Origin of the sequence: Streptomyces sp. NPDC086147 (genome assembly GCF_040702165.1) — a bacterium.
GTDB lineage: Bacteria > Actinomycetota > Actinomycetes > Streptomycetales > Streptomycetaceae > Streptomyces.
Genome location: NZ_JBFBJO010000025.1, coordinates 59,852 through 75,687, shown reverse-complemented (window position 1 = coordinate 75,687; position 15,836 = coordinate 59,852). Strand labels below are relative to the sequence as shown.

Here is a 15,836-nt window from a genome sequence, read left to right as displayed (position 1 = left end):
ATCAACAACAACCCTCAACTGCCCTGGTCCTTCCTCACCCACACCGGCCTCAACATCCACCCATCAACCCCACGCAACTAAAGAAAAGATCAGTAATCTTCTCGTTAGTTCCGTGGGTGTGACGGACTCATTGGTGGGATCCTGATGCGGTGCCTTTCAAGCCTTCGCCTGTTGTTCCTCCTTTGACGCGACCGCAGCTGGCCGAGGCTCGGCGGGTGCGGGCAGCCGAGTTGTTCGAGCAGGGACGTTCGGGTGCCGAGATCGCGCGGATGCTGGGCGTCAGTGAGGAAAGTGTCCGACGGTGGAGACGCGTCTGGGAGGAGGGCGGTACTGACGGGTTGCGCCGGCGTCCGGCCACCGGTCGCCCGCCCAAACTGGACGATGCCCAGGTCGAGCAGGTGCGGACCGCCCTGGAACAAGGCGCCCAGACGCACGGGTTCGAGGCTGATCTGTGGACACTGGAGCGGGTCGGTCTGGTGGTCGAGCGGGTGACCGGCGTGGTTCTGTCGCGGGCGTCGGTGTGGCGGTTGCTGACCGGCCGGCTCGGCTGGAGTCTGCAACGTCCCGAACGGCGGGCGGTGGAGAGGAACGAATCCGAGATCGCCCGCTGGATCGCGCACGAGTGGCCGCGGATCAAAAAGGGGCCGTGAACACACGTGCCTGGATCGTCTTCCTCGACGAATCAGGCGTGTCGCTGCTGCCGCAGGTCCGCCGCACCTACGCGCCCCGCGGCCACACCCCGCTCCTGCGGCACCGGCTGAACTGGAAACGCGCCTCCATGGCCGGCGCCCTCGGCTACCACGGCACCGACCCCGAACGCGGTCCTCGGCTGTGCTTCCACCTCAAGCCCGGCAGCTACGACACCGCCGCACTCATCGAGGTCCTGGAGCAGATGAAGACGTTCTACAACGGCGAACGGGTGGTGCTGGTCTGGGACGGACTGTCGGCTCACTGGAGCCGGGCCATGCGAGCCTGGGTCGCCGAACAGGACTGGCTCACACTCGAGCGATTACCGGCTTACGCACCCGAGCTGAACCCGGTGGAACTGCTGTGGTCCTCGCTGAAGAAACGCGAGCTCGCCAACCTCGCCGGCGACCATCTCACCGATGTCGCCGACGCCACCGAACAGGGGATCTACCGCATCAACACCAACCCGCAACTGCCCTGGTCCTTCCTCGCCCACACCGGCCTCACCCTCCACCCACCAGACCCACAGAACTAATGAAAAGATCAGTAGAGCTCGGCTCACCCGGACCGGACCCAGGCTCGATCCCTCCATCTCTCCCAGCACGTCCGCCAGGGCTGTGGGGCGATCGACGGCTCGAAGGCGTTACAGCGGGTGTTCCTGCTTAAATCCGGGTCCCTCGCGGATCGTGCCCTGTCACGTGAAGAACGACGACGGCTTCTACGCCGGTCTTCTCCGCCCGATCGAGCACCTCCAGGGCCGCCATCGGAGTGACCGGCGAGCGGCCCGGGGCGCGCACCCCGCGGACCGGGCCGCAGCGGCTGTCGCCAACCCGAAGCGCTGCGGGCGCCCCCGGGTCCATCGCGGAAAGCGGCACTCGAAAAGACGAGCGACTTGACGCGCGGCTTGCCCCGGGCGGAGCCGGAGCCCAGCATGGAGGAGCCCCTCGCGGCCCCTAACCACGGAGGATTCGCATGGTCTCGTATTTCGAGAACAGCGCCGACACCCTCGTGTCAGACGCGCTCGCGGGCTTCGCACGTTCCCACGCGGACCTGCTCACTCTCGATCCCGACCACGGATTCCTCCTGGCCCGCGCTACGTCCCCGCGCCGGCGTGTCGCCCTGCTGTCCGGCGGCGGCGCGGGACACGAGCCGATGCACGCCGGGTACGTCGGACGGGGCATGCTCGACGCCGCCTGCCCCGGACGCGTCTTTGCCTCACCGCACAACCGTCAGGTCTATGAAGGTTCGCTCGCTGCCGCCCGCGAGGAAGGCGTCCTGCACATCGTCAAGAACTACACCGGTGACCGCATCAACTTCGGCATCGCCGCCGAGCGCCTGGCCCACCGGGGGGTGCCGTGCGCGCGCGTCCTCGTCGACGACGACCTCGCCTCCGACTCCGAGGAGATCGTCTCCGGCCGCCGGGGAACCGGCGGTACCGTTCTTCTGGAGAAGATCCTCGGTGGCGCCGCCGACACCGGCCTCGGTCTCGCCGAACTCCAGGAGCTCGGCACGCGTCTCGCCTCCCGTTGCCGTACGCTCGCCGTCGCCTCGGCCGCCCATACCGCCCCTGTCCTGGGCGGCCCCGCCTTCGAGCTCGCCGCCGGCGAACTGGAGTATGGCGTCGGCATCCATGGGGAGCGGGCCAGGTCGACCGTCCGTCATGGCACGCTCACCTCACTGGTCGAGCGGATGACAGGTGAACTCCTCGATGCCCTCGCCCCGGGGCCGGGCACCGCCGTCATCACCATGGTCAACGGTCTCGGTGCGGTGACTCCCCTGGAGCTGTACGCCGCTCACGGTGAGTTGGCCCGGATCCTCGACTCCCGGGGAGTCGCCCTTGCCCGCAGCCTGGTCGGCGACTACGTCACGGCCCTCGACATGCGCGGTTTCTCCCTCACCCTCCTCCTCGCCGAACCGGCCGACCTCGCCTTCTACGACGCGCCCGTGCACACCGCCACTCTGCGCTGGTGAGCAGACCCGGTCCGGCGACCCGCCGATCCGTCCGATCACGAGAACGGGAGCAGCACCTTGGCCACCGCTGACGAGGCACTCTCCGCCGATGCCTGGATACGCCGCTTCGCCGGTACCGTACGTAGTACCGAAGCCCAGCTCACCGCCCTCGACCAGCAGGTCGGCGACGGCGACTTCGGCACCAATCTGTCCGCGGGCACCACCGCCGCCCTGACGCGTCTCGACGCCCTCGGTGCTCCTGGGGACGCCGAGGCCCTGGAAGCCGCTGCCACCGCCTTCCTCAACGAGGTGGGCGGCACCAGCGGCCCCCTTTTCGGCCTGCTGCTCCAGTCACTCGCCGCTTCCGTCGCAGCCCTGAGTCTCACCACCCCCGCCCTCGCCAAGGGGGTCGCGGGGGGACTGGCCTCCATCAGTCGCGTCGGTGGGGCCGCGCCCGGTGACAAGACCCTGGTCGACGCCCTCGCCCCCGCGGCCGGGGTATTGGAGGCCCTCCCCGACCGGACCCCTCCCACAGCCGCTTTGAACGCCGCCGCAGAAGCCGCCTGGCAGGGCGTGCGCGACACTACCCGGCTCCGCGCCCGCATGGGCCGCTCCAGCTACGTTGGCGAACGCGCGGCGGGCGTCCCCGACCCGGGAGCCGTGGGAGTTGCTCTCCTCTTCGCCTCGGCCGCCGGGGTCGTCGGGGACCTCGCCCCATACGTACACGCCTCGTAGGCTTCCGCAGGCCGGTCGTCGCAGCTCCCGGTCCCGTCTTCGGTCCACCGCCCCTAAAAGGCATCCCCGGCCCGGAATTGCGGTCCGGTTCACCCCTTCGGAGTATCCGTCCGGCGCGGCACCTGCCTCCGCACCCAGTCCAGGAGCACCGGCGAGTGCAGCGCGGTCACCCACAGATCGGCGCGAGAGGCGTCCTCGTCAGGCCGCGGTCCCACTCCGAGGACCTTCAGTCCGGCCCGGCGAGCCGACTCGATCCCGGTCGCCGAGTCCTCCACCGCCAGTGCGCGCTCCGGCTCGGTACCGCAGAGCCGGGCGGCCATCATGTAGACGTCAGGCCAGGGCTTGGGCCGCACGCCCTCCGGAGCGGTGGTGGACGAACCGGAGGGCTCCGTGGGAACAACCACGTGGGCGAAGTAGCGCAGCAGGCCGGCGCGGCCAAGGCTTTCTTCCACGACCTGCGACGGGCAGTTGCTGGCCACTGCCAGCGGTAGCCGTCCTGCGAGGAGCCGGACGAAGTCGACCGCTCCGGGCATGGTCACGGGGTCGTCGGCGACCAAGGAGAGGAAGTGCTCCAACAGCGACCGGGCCAAGTCGTCGGCGAGGTCGGGCTTGTGCGTCTCCTCGGCCATCAAGCGCCCGCAGTCGACGTAGTGCACGCCCTTCGCGCGGTCGGCGAATCCCGGCGGAGCCGTCAGCCCGAACTCGCGAAAGGTACGGGTTCGGGCGTCCTGCCAGTGCCGTTCGCTGTCCATCAGGGTGCCGTCGCAATCGAGGACGACGGCTTCGGGGGACCAACCGAGAAGGGGATGCGCCTGGGTGGTCATGCGGCCTCCGGGAAAGAAGCGGTCACGCTTGTGACGTGACCGGTTCGGGCAGATTGGGGTCTCCCGGCCAACGGGCGGAGCACCGAACTTGGGCACCACCTGACGAAGTAAGGACATCACGTCCATACCGCAGCAAACGGGAAACATCGTGGCCGCTACGTTATTTTTGCGATCAGAGTGACGCAATCACCGCTTCGAGTGCTGGACGCGATGACTGAAGTGGGGTAAAGAACGCACTCCCACTGGGTTTGATGTATCGGCTCGAGATCCGGTTAACCCGCTGGCGCGAAGCGCAGTTGGCGCATATGCGCGAGGCAACGGGCGCGGGCTGAACGGGAGGCGACGCCTTCACCCGGACGGCCGGTCCACGCGCCAGAGAACAGACAATGACCACTCCAGGGAATGAGCGCCCGCACAAAAGAACCATGCTTGCGGACGGGGTGACGAATTACCACCGGCGTACGCGGGCGCACTACCTTCTCGGTCGTCACGAAAAAACCGAGTGGAAGTGAGCGGCGCATTGCAGCAACGAGCAAGGGCGACCCGCAGAGCACTGCTGGAGGAGGCCGCCCGCCTCTTCGCCGAACGGGGATACGCCGGTACCAGCGTCAACGACATAAGCACCAGATCCGGCCGGACCAGCGGGTCCGTCTACTTCCACTACGCCAGCAAGGAGGGAATCGCCCTCGCAGTGGTGAAGGACGCATTCGCCACGTGGCCCCATCTGGGCGCACGCTACGCCGACCGTTCCGTACCGCCGCTCGACCGGCTGGTATCCCTCAGCTTCGAGATCGCGCACGCGCTCATAGAGGACACTGTCGTGCGCGCCGGCGCACGTCTCTGGGCGGAGCGCGACACCATCGACGCTCCCCTGCCCGATCCCTTCACCCTCTGGACCGCCGCCACCACCCGTCTCCTCGCCCAGGCGCGCGCCACCGGCCATCTCGCGCACAGGGTCCGCCCCGCCATTGTCGCCCCCGCTCTGGTCCGCGCCTTCTTCGGGCTCTGCACCCTCACCGAGGCGCTGGAGGACCGCCGCCTGGTCGCCGCGCGTCTCGCCGACTGGTGGCACATCACCCTGCCCTTCCTGCAAGGCGATACCGATTCAACGGGCGTGCTGAGCCGGGCGCGGGCGCAACAAATGGTGCCGACGATGCGGAGGATCCCAGCGGCAGCCCCGGTGCAGCACTCGACCGCGATCCCGTAGCGACCGGCGAAGGTCGTAACGCGCGGGGTGCCGCTCGATCCCGGCATCCCGGCTGTCACCCGGTCCACGTCCGTGCGCCCGCCGCTCCCGGTAGCCCAGGATGCAGAGAGGGGGCGACAGACACCACGGAGACGGGCGATGGACCGTGCAGAACCGACCTTCCGGCTCTGCGTATCGCGCGCGGCGACCCGTGCCGTTTGGGCCAGGGCAAAAGCCACAGGCCGACGTCGTTCGTCCTCGCCCTCTGGGTCGCCGATGTCCCCGTGCGAAAAGCCCTATGGGTCGCCGGCGGCGTCCAGGACGTCCCAGGCGGTCTGCTCGGCGTGCTCGGGCAGGGCGGCGAGTGCCTTCGCCGCAGCCGCGGACAGGCGGACCGCGTAGGGCTGGTCGCTCACCGGCGCCTGCCGCGGATCTCCGCCGGGTCCACGAAGCCGGAGTCGTCCTTGCCGGAGGCGAGGAACGCCTCGACCGCAGGGGCGGAGGCGAGGCGGGCCTGCCAGATCTGGACGACCTCGTACAGGGGGGCGAGGGAGAAGGTGCCGCGGGACTCCTCCAGCGCGGCCGCCCACTCCCCCTCGAAGGCCGGCACCCACCGCTGCGCACGCTCACTGCCGCGCAACCGGGCGAGGAGCTCGGCCGGAGCGCCGGGCGCGGGCGCGTACGGCGGGGCGGGAGCGTGGTGGCCGGGCTGCGCGCTCATGGAGTCCTTCCGGCGGGTCATCACCCCTCGCGGTACGCGTGCCGCCGCGGCCTCGTCCCGCTCATCCCGGCCCCCGGCCGCAGGGGCGCGCGCCACCGGTACGCACTACGTCTGCCTGTGGAATATGACGCGATCCGGCTGCGGGAAATGGTGGTTGCTGCCCATCGTGGTCCGCAGAAGTCCCGGGCACGGTGCCCGGGGCGCCGGTGTCGAGGTGGAAGGGGTGTTGTGGTGTACGGAGTACGGGAGGGGTGGCGGCGGGAGGGGTTCGAGTCGCACGAGGGCGCGGTCGGGGCGCTGCTGGCCGACGGCAGCGAGCCGGGCCCGGTCTTCTTCGACCTGGGCAGCGGCAGCACTTTCCACGAATCGACCTCGTGGTGGCACTACGACGGCACCTTCCGCCGGCCCACCGCGACGTCGATGCGGGGCCGGTGCGCGTGCGGCTGGCGTGGGACATCGAGGTACCCGATCGACTGGGAGAAGGTCCGCGAGGACGACGATCCCGACGCCTATGACACCACCGGCCCGTACACGGAGTGGGAAGCCCACCTCGGCGACGTCGCCGGGCGCGCGGTCGCCCTGCCCGAGGACCTCGCAGGGCTGCTCGGGCAAGTGCGGGAACGGATCGACCGGCTATGGCTGGAGGACGATACGGCGCGCGGTTACGCGACGATGCTGAAGGCCTGCGAGGAGCTGGAGGCGATCGTCGCCGAGACCGGCCCCGAGGCCGCCCGGGCCCTGGCTCGTGAGCACGACGAGGCGATGGACGTAATCGCCGAAGCCCTCGGCATGACCGAGAAGGCCGCCCGCGCCCGTCTCCTGCACTACGAACACCTCACCTGGCGCTGAGTCCTCCAGATGAGGGGTGGCCTCGTACGGTCGCCTCCTTGCAGGTGAACCCGAGCACGTTCAGGCGGAGCGTTTCTCCGCCGGACTCCGGCGCTCCGCGTGGTCGATGAGCGCCCAGGGCCCGGCGTGTTCGCGCGTCTGGGTCCGCTATGCCTACGGGCGTGATCACCAACCTGCTGCGCGGAACTGCCGCGTTCTGCCTCGCCCTGACCCCGCTCACCCTCCCCTCCCCCACCGCCGCCGCCGCCACAATCGCGACCACGGCGGTGGTGCCTGTTCCGGAGGTGCTGCCGCTGGAGGACGCCGTCGGCCGGCTTCCCCTCGCCGACGAGGACCGCACCGGCTACACCCGCACCTCCTTCCGCCACTGGAACACCGGCCTGGACCCCGCCGACGGCTGCAACACCCGTAACGAGGTCCTCCTCGCCGAAGCCGTCCAGGAACCGGCCGTCGCGGCCGGCTGCAAGCTGACCGGCGGGACATGGGTCTCCTACTACGACAACGTCGAGGTGCTTGAGGCGGGCAAGCTCGACATCGACCACATGGTCCCCCTCGCCGAAGCCTGGGACTCCGGCGCCAGCACCTGGGACGCCAAGCGGCGCGAGGCCTACGCCAACGACCAGGGCGCCACCGCCTCCCTCGTCGCCGTCACCGCGCGCACCAACCGCTCCAAGGCCGACCAGGACCCCGCCACCTGGATGCCACCTCTGCCCGACGCCCACTGCCGCTACATCGGCGAGTGGACCGCCACCAAGCTCCGCTGGGGCCTCACGGTCGACCAGACGGAAGCTGAGGCGCTAAAGGTGTACGCCGAGGCCTGCGAGACCACCATCGTCCACTACAACCCCGCACGGTAGACCGGAGGCGGGAGCACGTCGTGCCCTGTACCGGGATGACCCCGGTACAGGGCACATGTGAGTCGCGCAGGGTAGGACGTGTCAAGCCGGGGCACGGGCTCCTGTCTTCACGCGCGGGCGCGGACCGTCTTCGCCGACAGGCCGACCTCGGCGCCGATCGCCTCCCAGGACAGGCCGCGGGCGCGCAGCGCACGGATGGTGTCCGCGTCGACGTCGGGGGCCGGCCGGTTCAGCCGCTGCGCCTGGAGGTGGCCGCGGCGTTCGGCTTCGGGGATGCGGCGCAGGATCGTGCGGCAGTCCACACCCGCCGCACGTCCGATCGCGGTCGCGGACTGCCCTGCCCGGTAACGGGTCAGGATCTCCTCGTCCGACAGCGCCAGCACCATCCGGACGCCTCCCGGCCGCGGCTTGGCAGGACGAGGCGGTGGGACGGAGGTTTTCCCGGTAGGGCGGCCGCGCCGTTCGGCGTCGGAAATCCTCGCCTGGATCGTGTGGGTGGAGACGCCGAACTCGCGGGCGAGCGCGTAGGCACTCTCCCCCGCCGCATACCGGCGGCGGACCTCCTCGTCGACCAGCGCCCGCCGGGACCGGGGCTGGGACTTCGGGGTGCGGCCGCGGGAGCGGATCAGGTCGTCGGGGATCCTGCGCCGGATCGTGGTGGGATGCACCCCGTAGAGCCGGCCGAGCTCGGCCATGGTGGCACCTTGCACATAGCGGGCGATGATCTCGTCCCGCGGCAGGAACTCGCCCTGCTGTTCAACGGCGAGCCAGGCTGCTTCCTGCCGGGAACGACGCCGGGACGGCTCCAGCCGGGCCACCACCGCCTCGACCGAGATCCCCAGCGTGGCCGCCACCCGCTGCTGCGGCATCCCCGAACCGTACAAACGCCGCACCTGCGCACGCAGCGCCCGCTCGTACGGCGTCTCCGCCCGGTTACGGTGGCGCTGCCGCGCCGCGGCCGCCGCACCCCGCCGCTCCCCCGCCGGCACATGACGCCGCACAGTGGACTTCGACACCCCCAGCTCCCGCGCGACCACCGCGATACTCGCGCCCTCGCGATACCGGCGCCGGATCAACGCCGACAGCACCTTCACGTCTCGGACCACTTCGCCTCCTTCCTCCCCCCGGGCCAACGAGGCGCTTATGCGAAGGATGCGTGAGCATGGCGACGACTACGGAGCCCACTCAGCGGCTCGCCCCTCCGTGTCCGGTGCCGGGCTGTCCGGGATGCTGTCTGTGCTCCTGGTCCTCGAGGACCGGCCGGGGAGCGGGAGCTTCGGGGCGGGTTTCGTAGCGCTCCCGGAGTGCCTCGCCGCGCTTCTTCATCTCCTCGATGCGGGTCTGGATGCTGCTGATCTGCTCGGCGGTCAGGTCCTGTCCGCCCGTCTCGGCGCGCGTCTTCTGCAGCGCTCGCAGCCTCTCCATGTAGTCCGTCGGCTCGCCCCCCCGCCTCTGGCTCCTCGACGTCGGTGTCAGAGAAGAGGAGGAGCTGTTCGGGCATCGCGGCCTGCTGGTGCGCGACAACGCCCTCGTAGTACCGGGTGCGTCCCGCGCCGCGCGCGGCGCGCAGTTGGCGGGTGAGAGCGGTGCAGGCGATGACCGCGCGGTCGTAGCGCAGCGGGACGCGGGGGATGTCCCACTCCCCCGGCTCCACCGGCAGGGCCAGCGGGGCCTTGCCCCCTTGGCAGCAACGGCTCCAGCGTTGCCCACTGCTCGTCTGTGAGATCTCCCCAACCCATGAACCGTGATCATGCACAGCCCAAGATCCACTTTCGATACACGGCCTACTTATCTTTTCATTAGTTCTGTGGGTCTGGTGGGTGGAGGGTGAGGCCGGTGTGGGCGAGGAAGGACCAGGGAAGTTGGGGGTTGGTGTTGATGCGGTGGATCCCCTGTTCGGTGGCGTCGGCGACATCGGCGAGATGGTCGCCGGCGAGGTTGGCGAGCTCGCGTTTCTTCAGCGAGGACCACAGCAGTTCCACCGGGTTGAGCTCGGGTGCGTAAGCCGGTAATCGCTCGAGGGTGAGCCAGTCCTGCTCGGCGACCCAGGCCTGCATCGCCCGGCTCCAGTGAGCCGACAGCCCGTCCCAGACCAGCACCACCCGTTCGCCGTTGTAGAACGTCTTCATCTGCTCCAGGACCTCGATGAGTGCGGCGGTGTCGTAGCTGCCGGGCTTGAGGTGGAAGCACAACCGAGGACCTCGGTCCGGGTCGGCAGCGTGGTAGCCGAGGGCGCCGACCATCGAAGCCCGCTTCCAGTTCAGCCGGTGCCGCAGGAGCGGGGTTCGGCCGCGGGGCGCGTAGGTGCGGCGGACCTGCGGCAGCAGCGACACCCCCGACTCGTCGAGGAACACGATCCAGGCACGTGTGTTCACCGCCCCTTTTTGATCCGCGGCCACTCGTGCGCGACCCAGCGGGCGATCTCAGACTCGTCGCGCTCGACCGCCCGACGCTCGGGCCGCTGCAGACTCCACCCCAGCCGGCCGGTCAGCAGCCGCCACACCGAGGCCCGCGACAAGACCACTCCGGTCACCCGCTCAACCACCAGGCCGACCCGTTCCAGGGTCCACAGATCGGCCTCGAAACCATGGGCCTGGGCGCCTTGTTCCAGCGCGTCCCGCACCCGCTCGACCTGGGCGTCGTCCAGCTTGGGCGGACGCCCGGTGGCCGGGCGCCGGCGCAGAGCATCGGCGCCATTCTCCTCCCAGACCCGTTTCCACCGCCGCACGCTCTCGTCACTGACCCCGAGCATCCGGGCGATCTCGGCGTTCGAGTGTCCCTGGCCGAACAACTCGGCCGCCCGCACACGCCGGGCCTCGGACAGCTGCGGCCGTGTCAAAGGAGGAACAACAGACGAAGGCTTGAAAGACACCGCATCAGGATCCCACCAACGAAACCGTCGAGCCCACAGAACTAACGAAAAGATCAGTAATCGCCACCCCGCACCTGCGCACCCGGCTCACCGCGAAGGAGACGCACATCGAGGACTTGCGGATCGCCCTAGCACCGGCACCCGAGTGGATCGCTGCGACCTCTCGGGTTCATGTCAGTACGCCACCTGTACCTCAGATGCCGGGTCCCGGGCTCTGGCCGCCCGCGGCATCGGTGCCGGTCTGGGTCGGCGGCGCTTCGATGGGGAAGAGGATCGGGCTGATCAGGTACTGCGTGCGGTCGGGTGACGGCTCGTTGCCCAGGTGGGGGGCGATGGCTTCTCGCATCCCGTCGATCATCTTGTGCAGTTCCCCAGGGCTGAGCCAGACGGCATGCTGCCGGTAGCCGACCTGGTCGGCTACCGGGTCGGCCGTGTCGCGGTGGAGATACGCGGTGAATTCAGCAGTCAGGACCGCTAGAGCAGCGGCGAATGCACTGCGGTGATCGTCAAGGGAGAGCGAATCGGCCGTCGCTGTATCGATTCCTGCGTGGTCGCGGCGCAGTCGGTAGCGGCGCTCGACCGCGCCGCGCACGCGCCGCTCCAGGGCGACCTCCAGAACGCCGCCGGCTGCGAGTAGGTCTACGTGTCGGTAGACCGTGGCCTTCGAGACGTCCCGGATGCGGTCACACAGGTCGGCCGTGGTCAGTTCCCTGCCGCCACGCATCGCGTGAACCACTCGCAACCGCACCGGGTGGGCCAAGAGTTCAAAGGCATCCATCCCGAAATGATCTCATGCCATGCTAACGTTCGCACCTCTTGAGAAAGGTTGTGACGCGATGCCTGACGGCTCTGCGACAGAGTCCATGACCGGCTCAGAACTAGCTTGGGTACCACCGCCCTATGCCGAACCCGGCTGCTTCAGCGAGCACGAGGTCACCGTCGGCACCGGCCCGTTCACGGTGTCAGGCACGATGAGTGTTCACCGCGGACAGGCTCCCGGCCCCGGGGTTGTCCTGCTCGCCGGGGGCGGGCCATTCGACCGCGACGAGACCAGTGGGCCGAACAAACCTCTCAAAGACCTGGCCTGGGGACTCGCCAGCCGCGGGACGACCGTACTGCGGTTTGACAAGGCGACATACACCCACCGCGATGTGGCCGCGGCGCCCGACCTGACGATGTCACAGGAATACGTGCCCTATGCCGTCGACGCGGTCGGCCTGCTCCGCAGCCACCCTTCAGTGGACCCTGAGCGGGTCTTCGTCCTCGGACACAGTATGGGCGGCAAGGTTGCCCCCGCCGTCGCCGTCGCCGCACCCGCAGTGGCGGGCCTGGTGATCATGGCCGGTAACACGCAGCCGATGCACCACGCCGCTGTCCGCGTCGTCAGCTACCTCGCCACCATCCTCCCCGATCAGGTCCCACCCGCGGTCATCGAAACCTTCCGGCGACAGGCCACCCTGGTCGACAGTGCGGAACTCACGCCCTCGATTCCCGCAGCGGACCTGCCGTTCGGGCTGCCCGCGCCGTACTGGCTCGAACTGCGCGACTACGACCCGGTCGCCATCGCGGCCGGACTCGGCAAGCCGATACTCATCCTCCAAGGAGGACGCGACTACCAGGTCACCGTCGCCAACGACCTGACGCGATGGCAGACAGGCCTGGCCGACTGCCCGGAAACCGATATCCGCGTCTACGAAGCCGACAACCACCTGTTCTTCCCCGGCACGGGCCCATCCACCCCCGCCGAATACAGCATCCCGCAGCACATCGACCCCACCGTCATCGCCGACATCACCCATTGGCTCAACCACGAACGGAGATAAACGTTCCCACCGCCGGCGAGACTATGAGCTGATCGGGACCTGGCAATGGGACGTCATCAACCACGACGGCATCGTCCTCATGAAAAACTGCTGCTGACAACCTCATGATCACCCGAACACGTCCGCGGACAGGCAGAGATGCGTTCCGATCCGGCATGCCTTTCCACAGTCCGGTCCATAACTCGATGATGGCCGCCCTGGCACGCCACCGTGAGGCGCACCAGACGGCCCGCGGCCGTCTCGTCGGCCAGGGCGCGCAGATGCACAGTGGTGCGGAGGATCAGCTCCAGGGCGCCGGGGGTGGCCAGGACGTGGGCGTGGACGTCGTCGTCCAGGCCGGTGCGGTAGCGCATCGCGGAGTTAATCGGCGGTTCTAGGTACCCTGCTGGGCGTCATGGACACCCTGGACCTGACCGACGTGCCCTTCCATCTCGCCCCCGGAGACCTGCTCCTGCTCTACAGCGACGGCGCCACCGAAGTCCGCCTCCGCCCCCGAGGAGGCGCGGGCGATCTTCGAGGAGGCCGACCTCGCCGCCGCCCTGGCGGCCAACCACGGCATGGACGCCGCCGCCACCATTGCCCACCTCACAGGCATCCTTGACGCGCACTACGGCGGTTGGTCCAGTGACGACATCGCCCTGCTCGCCCTGCACGTCATCCCCCTCGCCCTGCCCCGCCCCCGCCTCGCAGCGCCGTCTGTGATGCTGGAGCGATGAACGGACAAACAGCGGACCGGAGCGTGAGCTGACCGTCGTGCACGCCCGCTTCCCCGGCGCCTACGTCCTGATACTGCGCGGCACCGCCGGCAGGTTCACCAGCGAAGACCTTGAGATAGATTTCACCGCCGCCACCCTGGCCGGCCTGCGCCTGGTCGTCGACCTCGACGCCCTGGAATACGGCGGCAAGCACCTCCTGTACCTTCTCATCGACGCCCGTCTCACCAGCGGTATCAAGCTTGTCGGCCCTCTCAGCCCCTCTCTTAAACGGCGCTTCGACACCGCCGGCGTCACCACCCGGTTCACCCTCACCTCCGCCCTCGCCGCCTGAACCGGGCAGGAGAACACCCAAGGAAGCCGGCCTGCGCACCCGCGCCGAACAGAGCTGGACGACCATTTTTTCTTGATTCAATACCCTGACGGCACGCCCCTGGTTGAATCACGGTGAGGCGACAGGGGAAGGGCACCATGAGGGACAAGCTGTGCTTCGAGCCGCCGGTCGGAGCCATCCCCGTGAGCCATCGCGGCAAGAGCCTGGCGCTGCTCAAAGGGCTCGGCGCGCACGCCCTGCGTCTGGAGCTGGAGGTGCGCCTCCCGGTGGTTGCCGAGGCCGGGCGGGTCCTGACGCTGGAAACCGACCTGCACGCCCCCACCGGCACCGGTTCACTGCTGTGGCTGGGCTCGGCGGCCGTGACCGTGCCCTTCGAACCGGGTGCCCTTGAGCGGCCGCGCCTGCAGTACGTCCTTCCCAACACCCTTGTACGGGCTCTGGAAGAACGCCGCCGCGGCAGTCTGTGCCTGGCGCTGGACATACGGGCCGTGCTGCCCCAGGCATCCGTCCACCCCGGCTGCCCCGACCTACAGCTGCGCCTGGAGGTTACCGAGAGCCACTGGCTCCGGCAGCTCGAAGGGCTGGGCCGCTCGCTCGGCGTGGAGATGCTCGTGCCCTTCCCCTCCCCAGGCCGGCCCGGACACACAGCGGCCGATCACCTGCTGGAAGCACAGCGCAGACTGCGGGAGAACGACATCGACGGCGCCCTGGCAAGCGCCCGCCACGCCCTGGAACACATCGAACGCAGCAGTGGCTGGGCGAAGCCCGGGAAGAAACAGAAACGCGAACGCGACGTGAGCGAACGCTGGGCCGTCATCCGCAAAGCGATCGAGGAACAGACCACCGTCATCGGCCCGCGCCCCAGCGGCACGGACACCCCGCTCGCCCACACCCGCGCGGACGCCGAAACGATCATCGCGCTGACCGCCGCCCTGACCCACCTGCTCGACTGACCCCACCCCCGGCACACCGGGTGGCATACACAGCCTCAGTGGAGGCGTACCAAGCCCCTGCTTGTGCACCCGGGACGGAAGGAACGTCGGCCTCTATACCGGGCTGGGGGTGTCGGTCAGGGCGAGGCGGGCGGTGATGCGCTTGCCGACCGGCTCCTGTTCGATGAACAGCTCCTCGGTGACGGCCTTGACGATCTCCATGCCGTGCTGCCCGATCCGGCCGGGATCGGGCGCCCTGGACGTGGGGAGGGTGGGGTCGCTGTCCCAGACCACGACGTCCACGGTCTCGGCGGTGGCGCGCAGTTCCATCAGGACCGGTCCGGGTGCGTATTTGAGGACGTTGGTGACCAGTTCGCTGACGACGAGCGCGGTCAGGTCCTTGGCGCGGTCCGAGACGGTCAGGCGGTACTCGGTGCGGGCCGTCTCGAGGAAGGCGGTGGCGTGGTGGCGGGCGTCGGCGATGCAGCTGCTGTCGCCGTCGAAGGCGTAGCCGGCCCGCATCACATATCCGTCCGGAAGAGGCTGGGCGGTACCGTCACCGCCATCATCGACATCAGGTGGTTGCACTGGTCCTGGCCTCGCCTTCGTTGCCACCCACCCGGCGTGATTACCCGCCCGTCTGATCCCTACGCGATACGGGCTGACTGGGGTGGCCGTGCGGGTGTGGGCGGCATGTGTGGTGGGGCAGAATCGTCCGCGCACACTCCCGCCCCCGGGGGGGCAAGCGTAAGGGCTGGTTGAGGAGACGATGAGCGGCCACGAACAAGCGGACCTGCCGGGCCGGCTGTCCGCGGCGCACCGCACGATCGACGGCGTCCGCGTCGTCACCTTGCACGGCGAGATCGACCACACTGGCAAGGACATCTTGCGCGACGCCCTGCTCTCCGGCGAGGGAACAGCCCGGCGGGTCGTGGCGGACCTGGGCGGAGTGAGCTTCATGGACTCCAGCGGCATCAACGTCTTCGTCTCCGCCCACCAGCACCTGAACGACCTGCAAGGCCGGCTGAGCATCGCCGCCCCCCAGGAAGCCGTCCTGCGTGTGCTGGTCCTGATCGGCGTCGACACCGTCATTCCCTGCCACCTCAACCGGGAAGACGCCCTGAACGCCTGACACGAACCCCGGCGCGATCACGACGGAGCGGCTGTCTTGGAAAGATCCGGGCAGCCGCTCTCTTGTTATGCCGGGCGGTTCAGGCGGGGTGAGGACAGGGCACAGGCGGTACCGACAGGGCCCGGCTTCGGTTCGGCCTCGTCCTGTATCAGTCTGGTCAAAGCCGGCGGGCCGGGCCGGTACCTTCGGCTGTCTTGCCCTTGGCGGTTCCGGTTTTCTTT

General features: G+C 69.1%; 22 protein-coding genes. 13 read left to right on the top strand and 9 right to left on the bottom strand.

Annotation, left to right across the window (positions count from 1 at the left end; translation table 11 throughout):
* The first annotated feature begins 215 nt into the window (after window positions 1-215).
* The 4 genes from AB0398_RS31160 (at window position 216) to dhaL (ending at window position 3,372) form a co-directional block, all read left to right on the top strand.
* On the top strand, window positions 216-650 hold the full coding sequence (locus AB0398_RS31160; RefSeq protein WP_366379008.1) for an IS630 family transposase: 435 nt from the start codon (window positions 216-218) through the stop codon (window positions 648-650).
* The gene (locus AB0398_RS31155) at window positions 647-1,222 is read left to right on the top strand and encodes a transposase (protein ID WP_366379007.1); all 576 of its coding nucleotides are present in this window, start codon (window positions 647-649) and stop codon (window positions 1,220-1,222) included. The genes AB0398_RS31160 and AB0398_RS31155 overlap by 4 nt, the downstream gene beginning before the upstream one ends.
* Window positions 1,223-1,659: 437 nt before the next feature.
* On the top strand, window positions 1,660-2,658 hold the full coding sequence (locus AB0398_RS31150; protein WP_366379006.1) for a dihydroxyacetone kinase subunit DhaK: 999 nt from the start codon (window positions 1,660-1,662) through the stop codon (window positions 2,656-2,658).
* Window positions 2,659-2,715: 57 nt separating this feature from the next.
* Window positions 2,716-3,372 carry a dihydroxyacetone kinase subunit DhaL gene (gene dhaL / locus AB0398_RS31145; RefSeq protein WP_366379005.1) on the top strand — a complete coding sequence of 219 codons (657 nt, stop codon included), beginning with the start codon at window positions 2,716-2,718 and terminating at the stop codon, window positions 3,370-3,372.
* Window positions 3,373-3,461: 89 nt separating this feature from the next.
* Here the strand turns inward: dhaL and AB0398_RS31140 are convergent, their stop codons facing one another.
* Window positions 3,462-4,196 carry an HAD family phosphatase gene (locus AB0398_RS31140; protein WP_366379004.1) on the bottom strand — a complete coding sequence of 245 codons (735 nt, stop codon included), beginning with the start codon at window positions 4,194-4,196 and terminating at the stop codon, window positions 3,462-3,464.
* A 508-nt stretch (window positions 4,197-4,704) separates the two neighbouring features.
* On the opposite strand from AB0398_RS31140, the gene AB0398_RS31135 reads away from it, so the two are divergent.
* The gene (locus tag AB0398_RS31135; RefSeq protein WP_366379003.1) at window positions 4,705-5,403 is read left to right on the top strand and encodes a ScbR family autoregulator-binding transcription factor; all 699 of its coding nucleotides are present in this window, start codon (window positions 4,705-4,707) and stop codon (window positions 5,401-5,403) included.
* Between the two features lie 391 nt (window positions 5,404-5,794).
* Here AB0398_RS31135 and AB0398_RS31130 read toward each other — a convergent pair whose 3' ends face one another.
* Window positions 5,795-6,103 (bottom strand): DUF6247 family protein, encoded by a 309-nt coding sequence (locus tag AB0398_RS31130; RefSeq protein WP_366379002.1) that lies wholly within the window; start codon window positions 6,101-6,103, stop codon window positions 5,795-5,797.
* Between the two features lie 231 nt (window positions 6,104-6,334).
* Between AB0398_RS31130 and AB0398_RS31125 the strand changes: the two genes are divergently transcribed.
* Entirely contained in the window at window positions 6,335-6,952 is a 618-nt protein-coding gene (locus AB0398_RS31125) for a hypothetical protein (protein ID WP_366379001.1), read from the top strand.
* A 161-nt stretch (window positions 6,953-7,113) separates the two neighbouring features.
* Window positions 7,114-7,809 carry an HNH endonuclease family protein gene (locus AB0398_RS31120; protein WP_366379000.1) on the top strand — a complete coding sequence of 232 codons (696 nt, stop codon included), beginning with the start codon at window positions 7,114-7,116 and terminating at the stop codon, window positions 7,807-7,809.
* A 107-nt stretch (window positions 7,810-7,916) separates the two neighbouring features.
* Here the strand turns inward: AB0398_RS31120 and AB0398_RS31115 are convergent, their stop codons facing one another.
* The 5 genes from AB0398_RS31115 to AB0398_RS31095 form a co-directional block, all read right to left on the bottom strand.
* Window positions 7,917-8,915 (bottom strand): hypothetical protein, encoded by a 999-nt coding sequence (locus AB0398_RS31115; protein ID WP_366378999.1) that lies wholly within the window; start codon window positions 8,913-8,915, stop codon window positions 7,917-7,919.
* Between the two features lie 79 nt (window positions 8,916-8,994).
* Window positions 8,995-9,234 (bottom strand): hypothetical protein, encoded by a 240-nt coding sequence (locus tag AB0398_RS31110; RefSeq protein ID WP_366378998.1) that lies wholly within the window; start codon window positions 9,232-9,234, stop codon window positions 8,995-8,997.
* Between the two features lie 374 nt (window positions 9,235-9,608).
* The gene (locus tag AB0398_RS31105) at window positions 9,609-10,184 is read right to left on the bottom strand and encodes an IS630 family transposase (protein WP_366378997.1); all 576 of its coding nucleotides are present in this window, start codon (window positions 10,182-10,184) and stop codon (window positions 9,609-9,611) included.
* Window positions 10,181-10,681 (bottom strand): IS630 family transposase, encoded by a 501-nt coding sequence (locus AB0398_RS31100; RefSeq protein ID WP_366378996.1) that lies wholly within the window; start codon window positions 10,679-10,681, stop codon window positions 10,181-10,183. The genes AB0398_RS31105 and AB0398_RS31100 overlap by 4 nt, the downstream gene beginning before the upstream one ends.
* Before the next feature lie 193 nt (window positions 10,682-10,874).
* The gene (locus tag AB0398_RS31095; protein ID WP_366378995.1) at window positions 10,875-11,459 is read right to left on the bottom strand and encodes a helix-turn-helix domain-containing protein; all 585 of its coding nucleotides are present in this window, start codon (window positions 11,457-11,459) and stop codon (window positions 10,875-10,877) included.
* Window positions 11,460-11,544: 85 nt separating this feature from the next.
* Here AB0398_RS31095 and AB0398_RS31090 point away from each other — a divergent pair, with 85 nt between their 5' ends.
* Window positions 11,545-12,504, top strand: coding sequence for an alpha/beta fold hydrolase (locus tag AB0398_RS31090; protein WP_366378994.1), 960 nt, complete (start codon window positions 11,545-11,547; stop codon window positions 12,502-12,504).
* A gap of 77 nt (window positions 12,505-12,581) precedes the next feature.
* On the opposite strand, the gene AB0398_RS31085 is transcribed toward AB0398_RS31090, so the two are convergent.
* Window positions 12,582-12,857 carry a hypothetical protein gene (locus AB0398_RS31085; RefSeq protein WP_366378993.1) on the bottom strand — a complete coding sequence of 92 codons (276 nt, stop codon included), beginning with the start codon at window positions 12,855-12,857 and terminating at the stop codon, window positions 12,582-12,584.
* Window positions 12,858-12,898: 41 nt separating this feature from the next.
* Between AB0398_RS31085 and AB0398_RS31080 the strand changes: the two genes are divergently transcribed.
* From AB0398_RS31080 to AB0398_RS31065, 4 genes are all read left to right on the top strand, one after another.
* The gene (locus tag AB0398_RS31080; RefSeq protein ID WP_366378992.1) at window positions 12,899-13,105 is read left to right on the top strand and encodes a SpoIIE family protein phosphatase; all 207 of its coding nucleotides are present in this window, start codon (window positions 12,899-12,901) and stop codon (window positions 13,103-13,105) included.
* Complete coding sequence (locus AB0398_RS31075) at window positions 13,062-13,220, top strand: hypothetical protein (protein WP_366379012.1); 159 nt, start codon at window positions 13,062-13,064, stop codon at window positions 13,218-13,220. The genes AB0398_RS31080 and AB0398_RS31075 overlap by 44 nt, the downstream gene beginning before the upstream one ends.
* 37 nt (window positions 13,221-13,257) lie before the next feature.
* A complete protein-coding gene (locus tag AB0398_RS31070; RefSeq protein WP_366378991.1) occupies window positions 13,258-13,551 on the top strand; it encodes a hypothetical protein in 294 nt (97 codons plus the stop codon).
* 137 nt (window positions 13,552-13,688) lie between these two features.
* Window positions 13,689-14,504 carry a hypothetical protein gene (locus tag AB0398_RS31065; protein WP_366378990.1) on the top strand — a complete coding sequence of 272 codons (816 nt, stop codon included), beginning with the start codon at window positions 13,689-13,691 and terminating at the stop codon, window positions 14,502-14,504.
* 93 nt (window positions 14,505-14,597) lie between these two features.
* Here AB0398_RS31065 and AB0398_RS31060 read toward each other — a convergent pair whose 3' ends face one another.
* Entirely contained in the window at window positions 14,598-15,005 is a 408-nt protein-coding gene (locus AB0398_RS31060) for an ATP-binding protein (protein ID WP_366378989.1), read from the bottom strand.
* A 247-nt stretch (window positions 15,006-15,252) separates the two neighbouring features.
* Here AB0398_RS31060 and AB0398_RS31055 point away from each other — a divergent pair, with 247 nt between their 5' ends.
* The gene (locus tag AB0398_RS31055; protein ID WP_366378988.1) at window positions 15,253-15,615 is read left to right on the top strand and encodes an STAS domain-containing protein; all 363 of its coding nucleotides are present in this window, start codon (window positions 15,253-15,255) and stop codon (window positions 15,613-15,615) included.
* The last annotated feature ends 221 nt before the right edge of the window (window positions 15,616-15,836 follow it).

Bases quoted from the DNA above. Each gene is read 5' to 3' on its own strand.
- AB0398_RS31060 (WP_366378989.1), bottom strand. From the start codon at position 15,005: ATGCGGGCCGGCTACGCCTTCGACGGCGACAGCAGCTGCATCGCCGAC.
- AB0398_RS31140 (WP_366379004.1), bottom strand. From the start codon at position 4,196: ATGACCACCCAGGCGCATCCCCTTCTCGGTTGGTCCCCCGAAGCCGTC.
- AB0398_RS31130 (WP_366379002.1), bottom strand. From the start codon at position 6,103: ATGAGCGCGCAGCCCGGCCACCACGCTCCCGCCCCGCCGTACGCGCCC.
- AB0398_RS31150 (WP_366379006.1), top strand. From the start codon at position 1,660: ATGGTCTCGTATTTCGAGAACAGCGCCGACACCCTCGTGTCAGACGCG.
- AB0398_RS31110 (WP_366378998.1), bottom strand. From the start codon at position 9,234: ATGGAGAGGCTGCGAGCGCTGCAGAAGACGCGCGCCGAGACGGGCGGA.
- AB0398_RS31080 (WP_366378992.1), top strand. From the start codon at position 12,899: ATGGACACCCTGGACCTGACCGACGTGCCCTTCCATCTCGCCCCCGGA.
- AB0398_RS31075 (WP_366379012.1), top strand. From the start codon at position 13,062: ATGGACGCCGCCGCCACCATTGCCCACCTCACAGGCATCCTTGACGCG.
- AB0398_RS31085 (WP_366378993.1), bottom strand. From the start codon at position 12,857: ATGCGCTACCGCACCGGCCTGGACGACGACGTCCACGCCCACGTCCTG.
- AB0398_RS31090 (WP_366378994.1), top strand. From the start codon at position 11,545: ATGACCGGCTCAGAACTAGCTTGGGTACCACCGCCCTATGCCGAACCC.
- AB0398_RS31055 (WP_366378988.1), top strand. From the start codon at position 15,253: ATGAGCGGCCACGAACAAGCGGACCTGCCGGGCCGGCTGTCCGCGGCG.
- AB0398_RS31065 (WP_366378990.1), top strand. From the start codon at position 13,689: ATGAGGGACAAGCTGTGCTTCGAGCCGCCGGTCGGAGCCATCCCCGTG.
- AB0398_RS31095 (WP_366378995.1), bottom strand. From the start codon at position 11,459: ATGGATGCCTTTGAACTCTTGGCCCACCCGGTGCGGTTGCGAGTGGTT.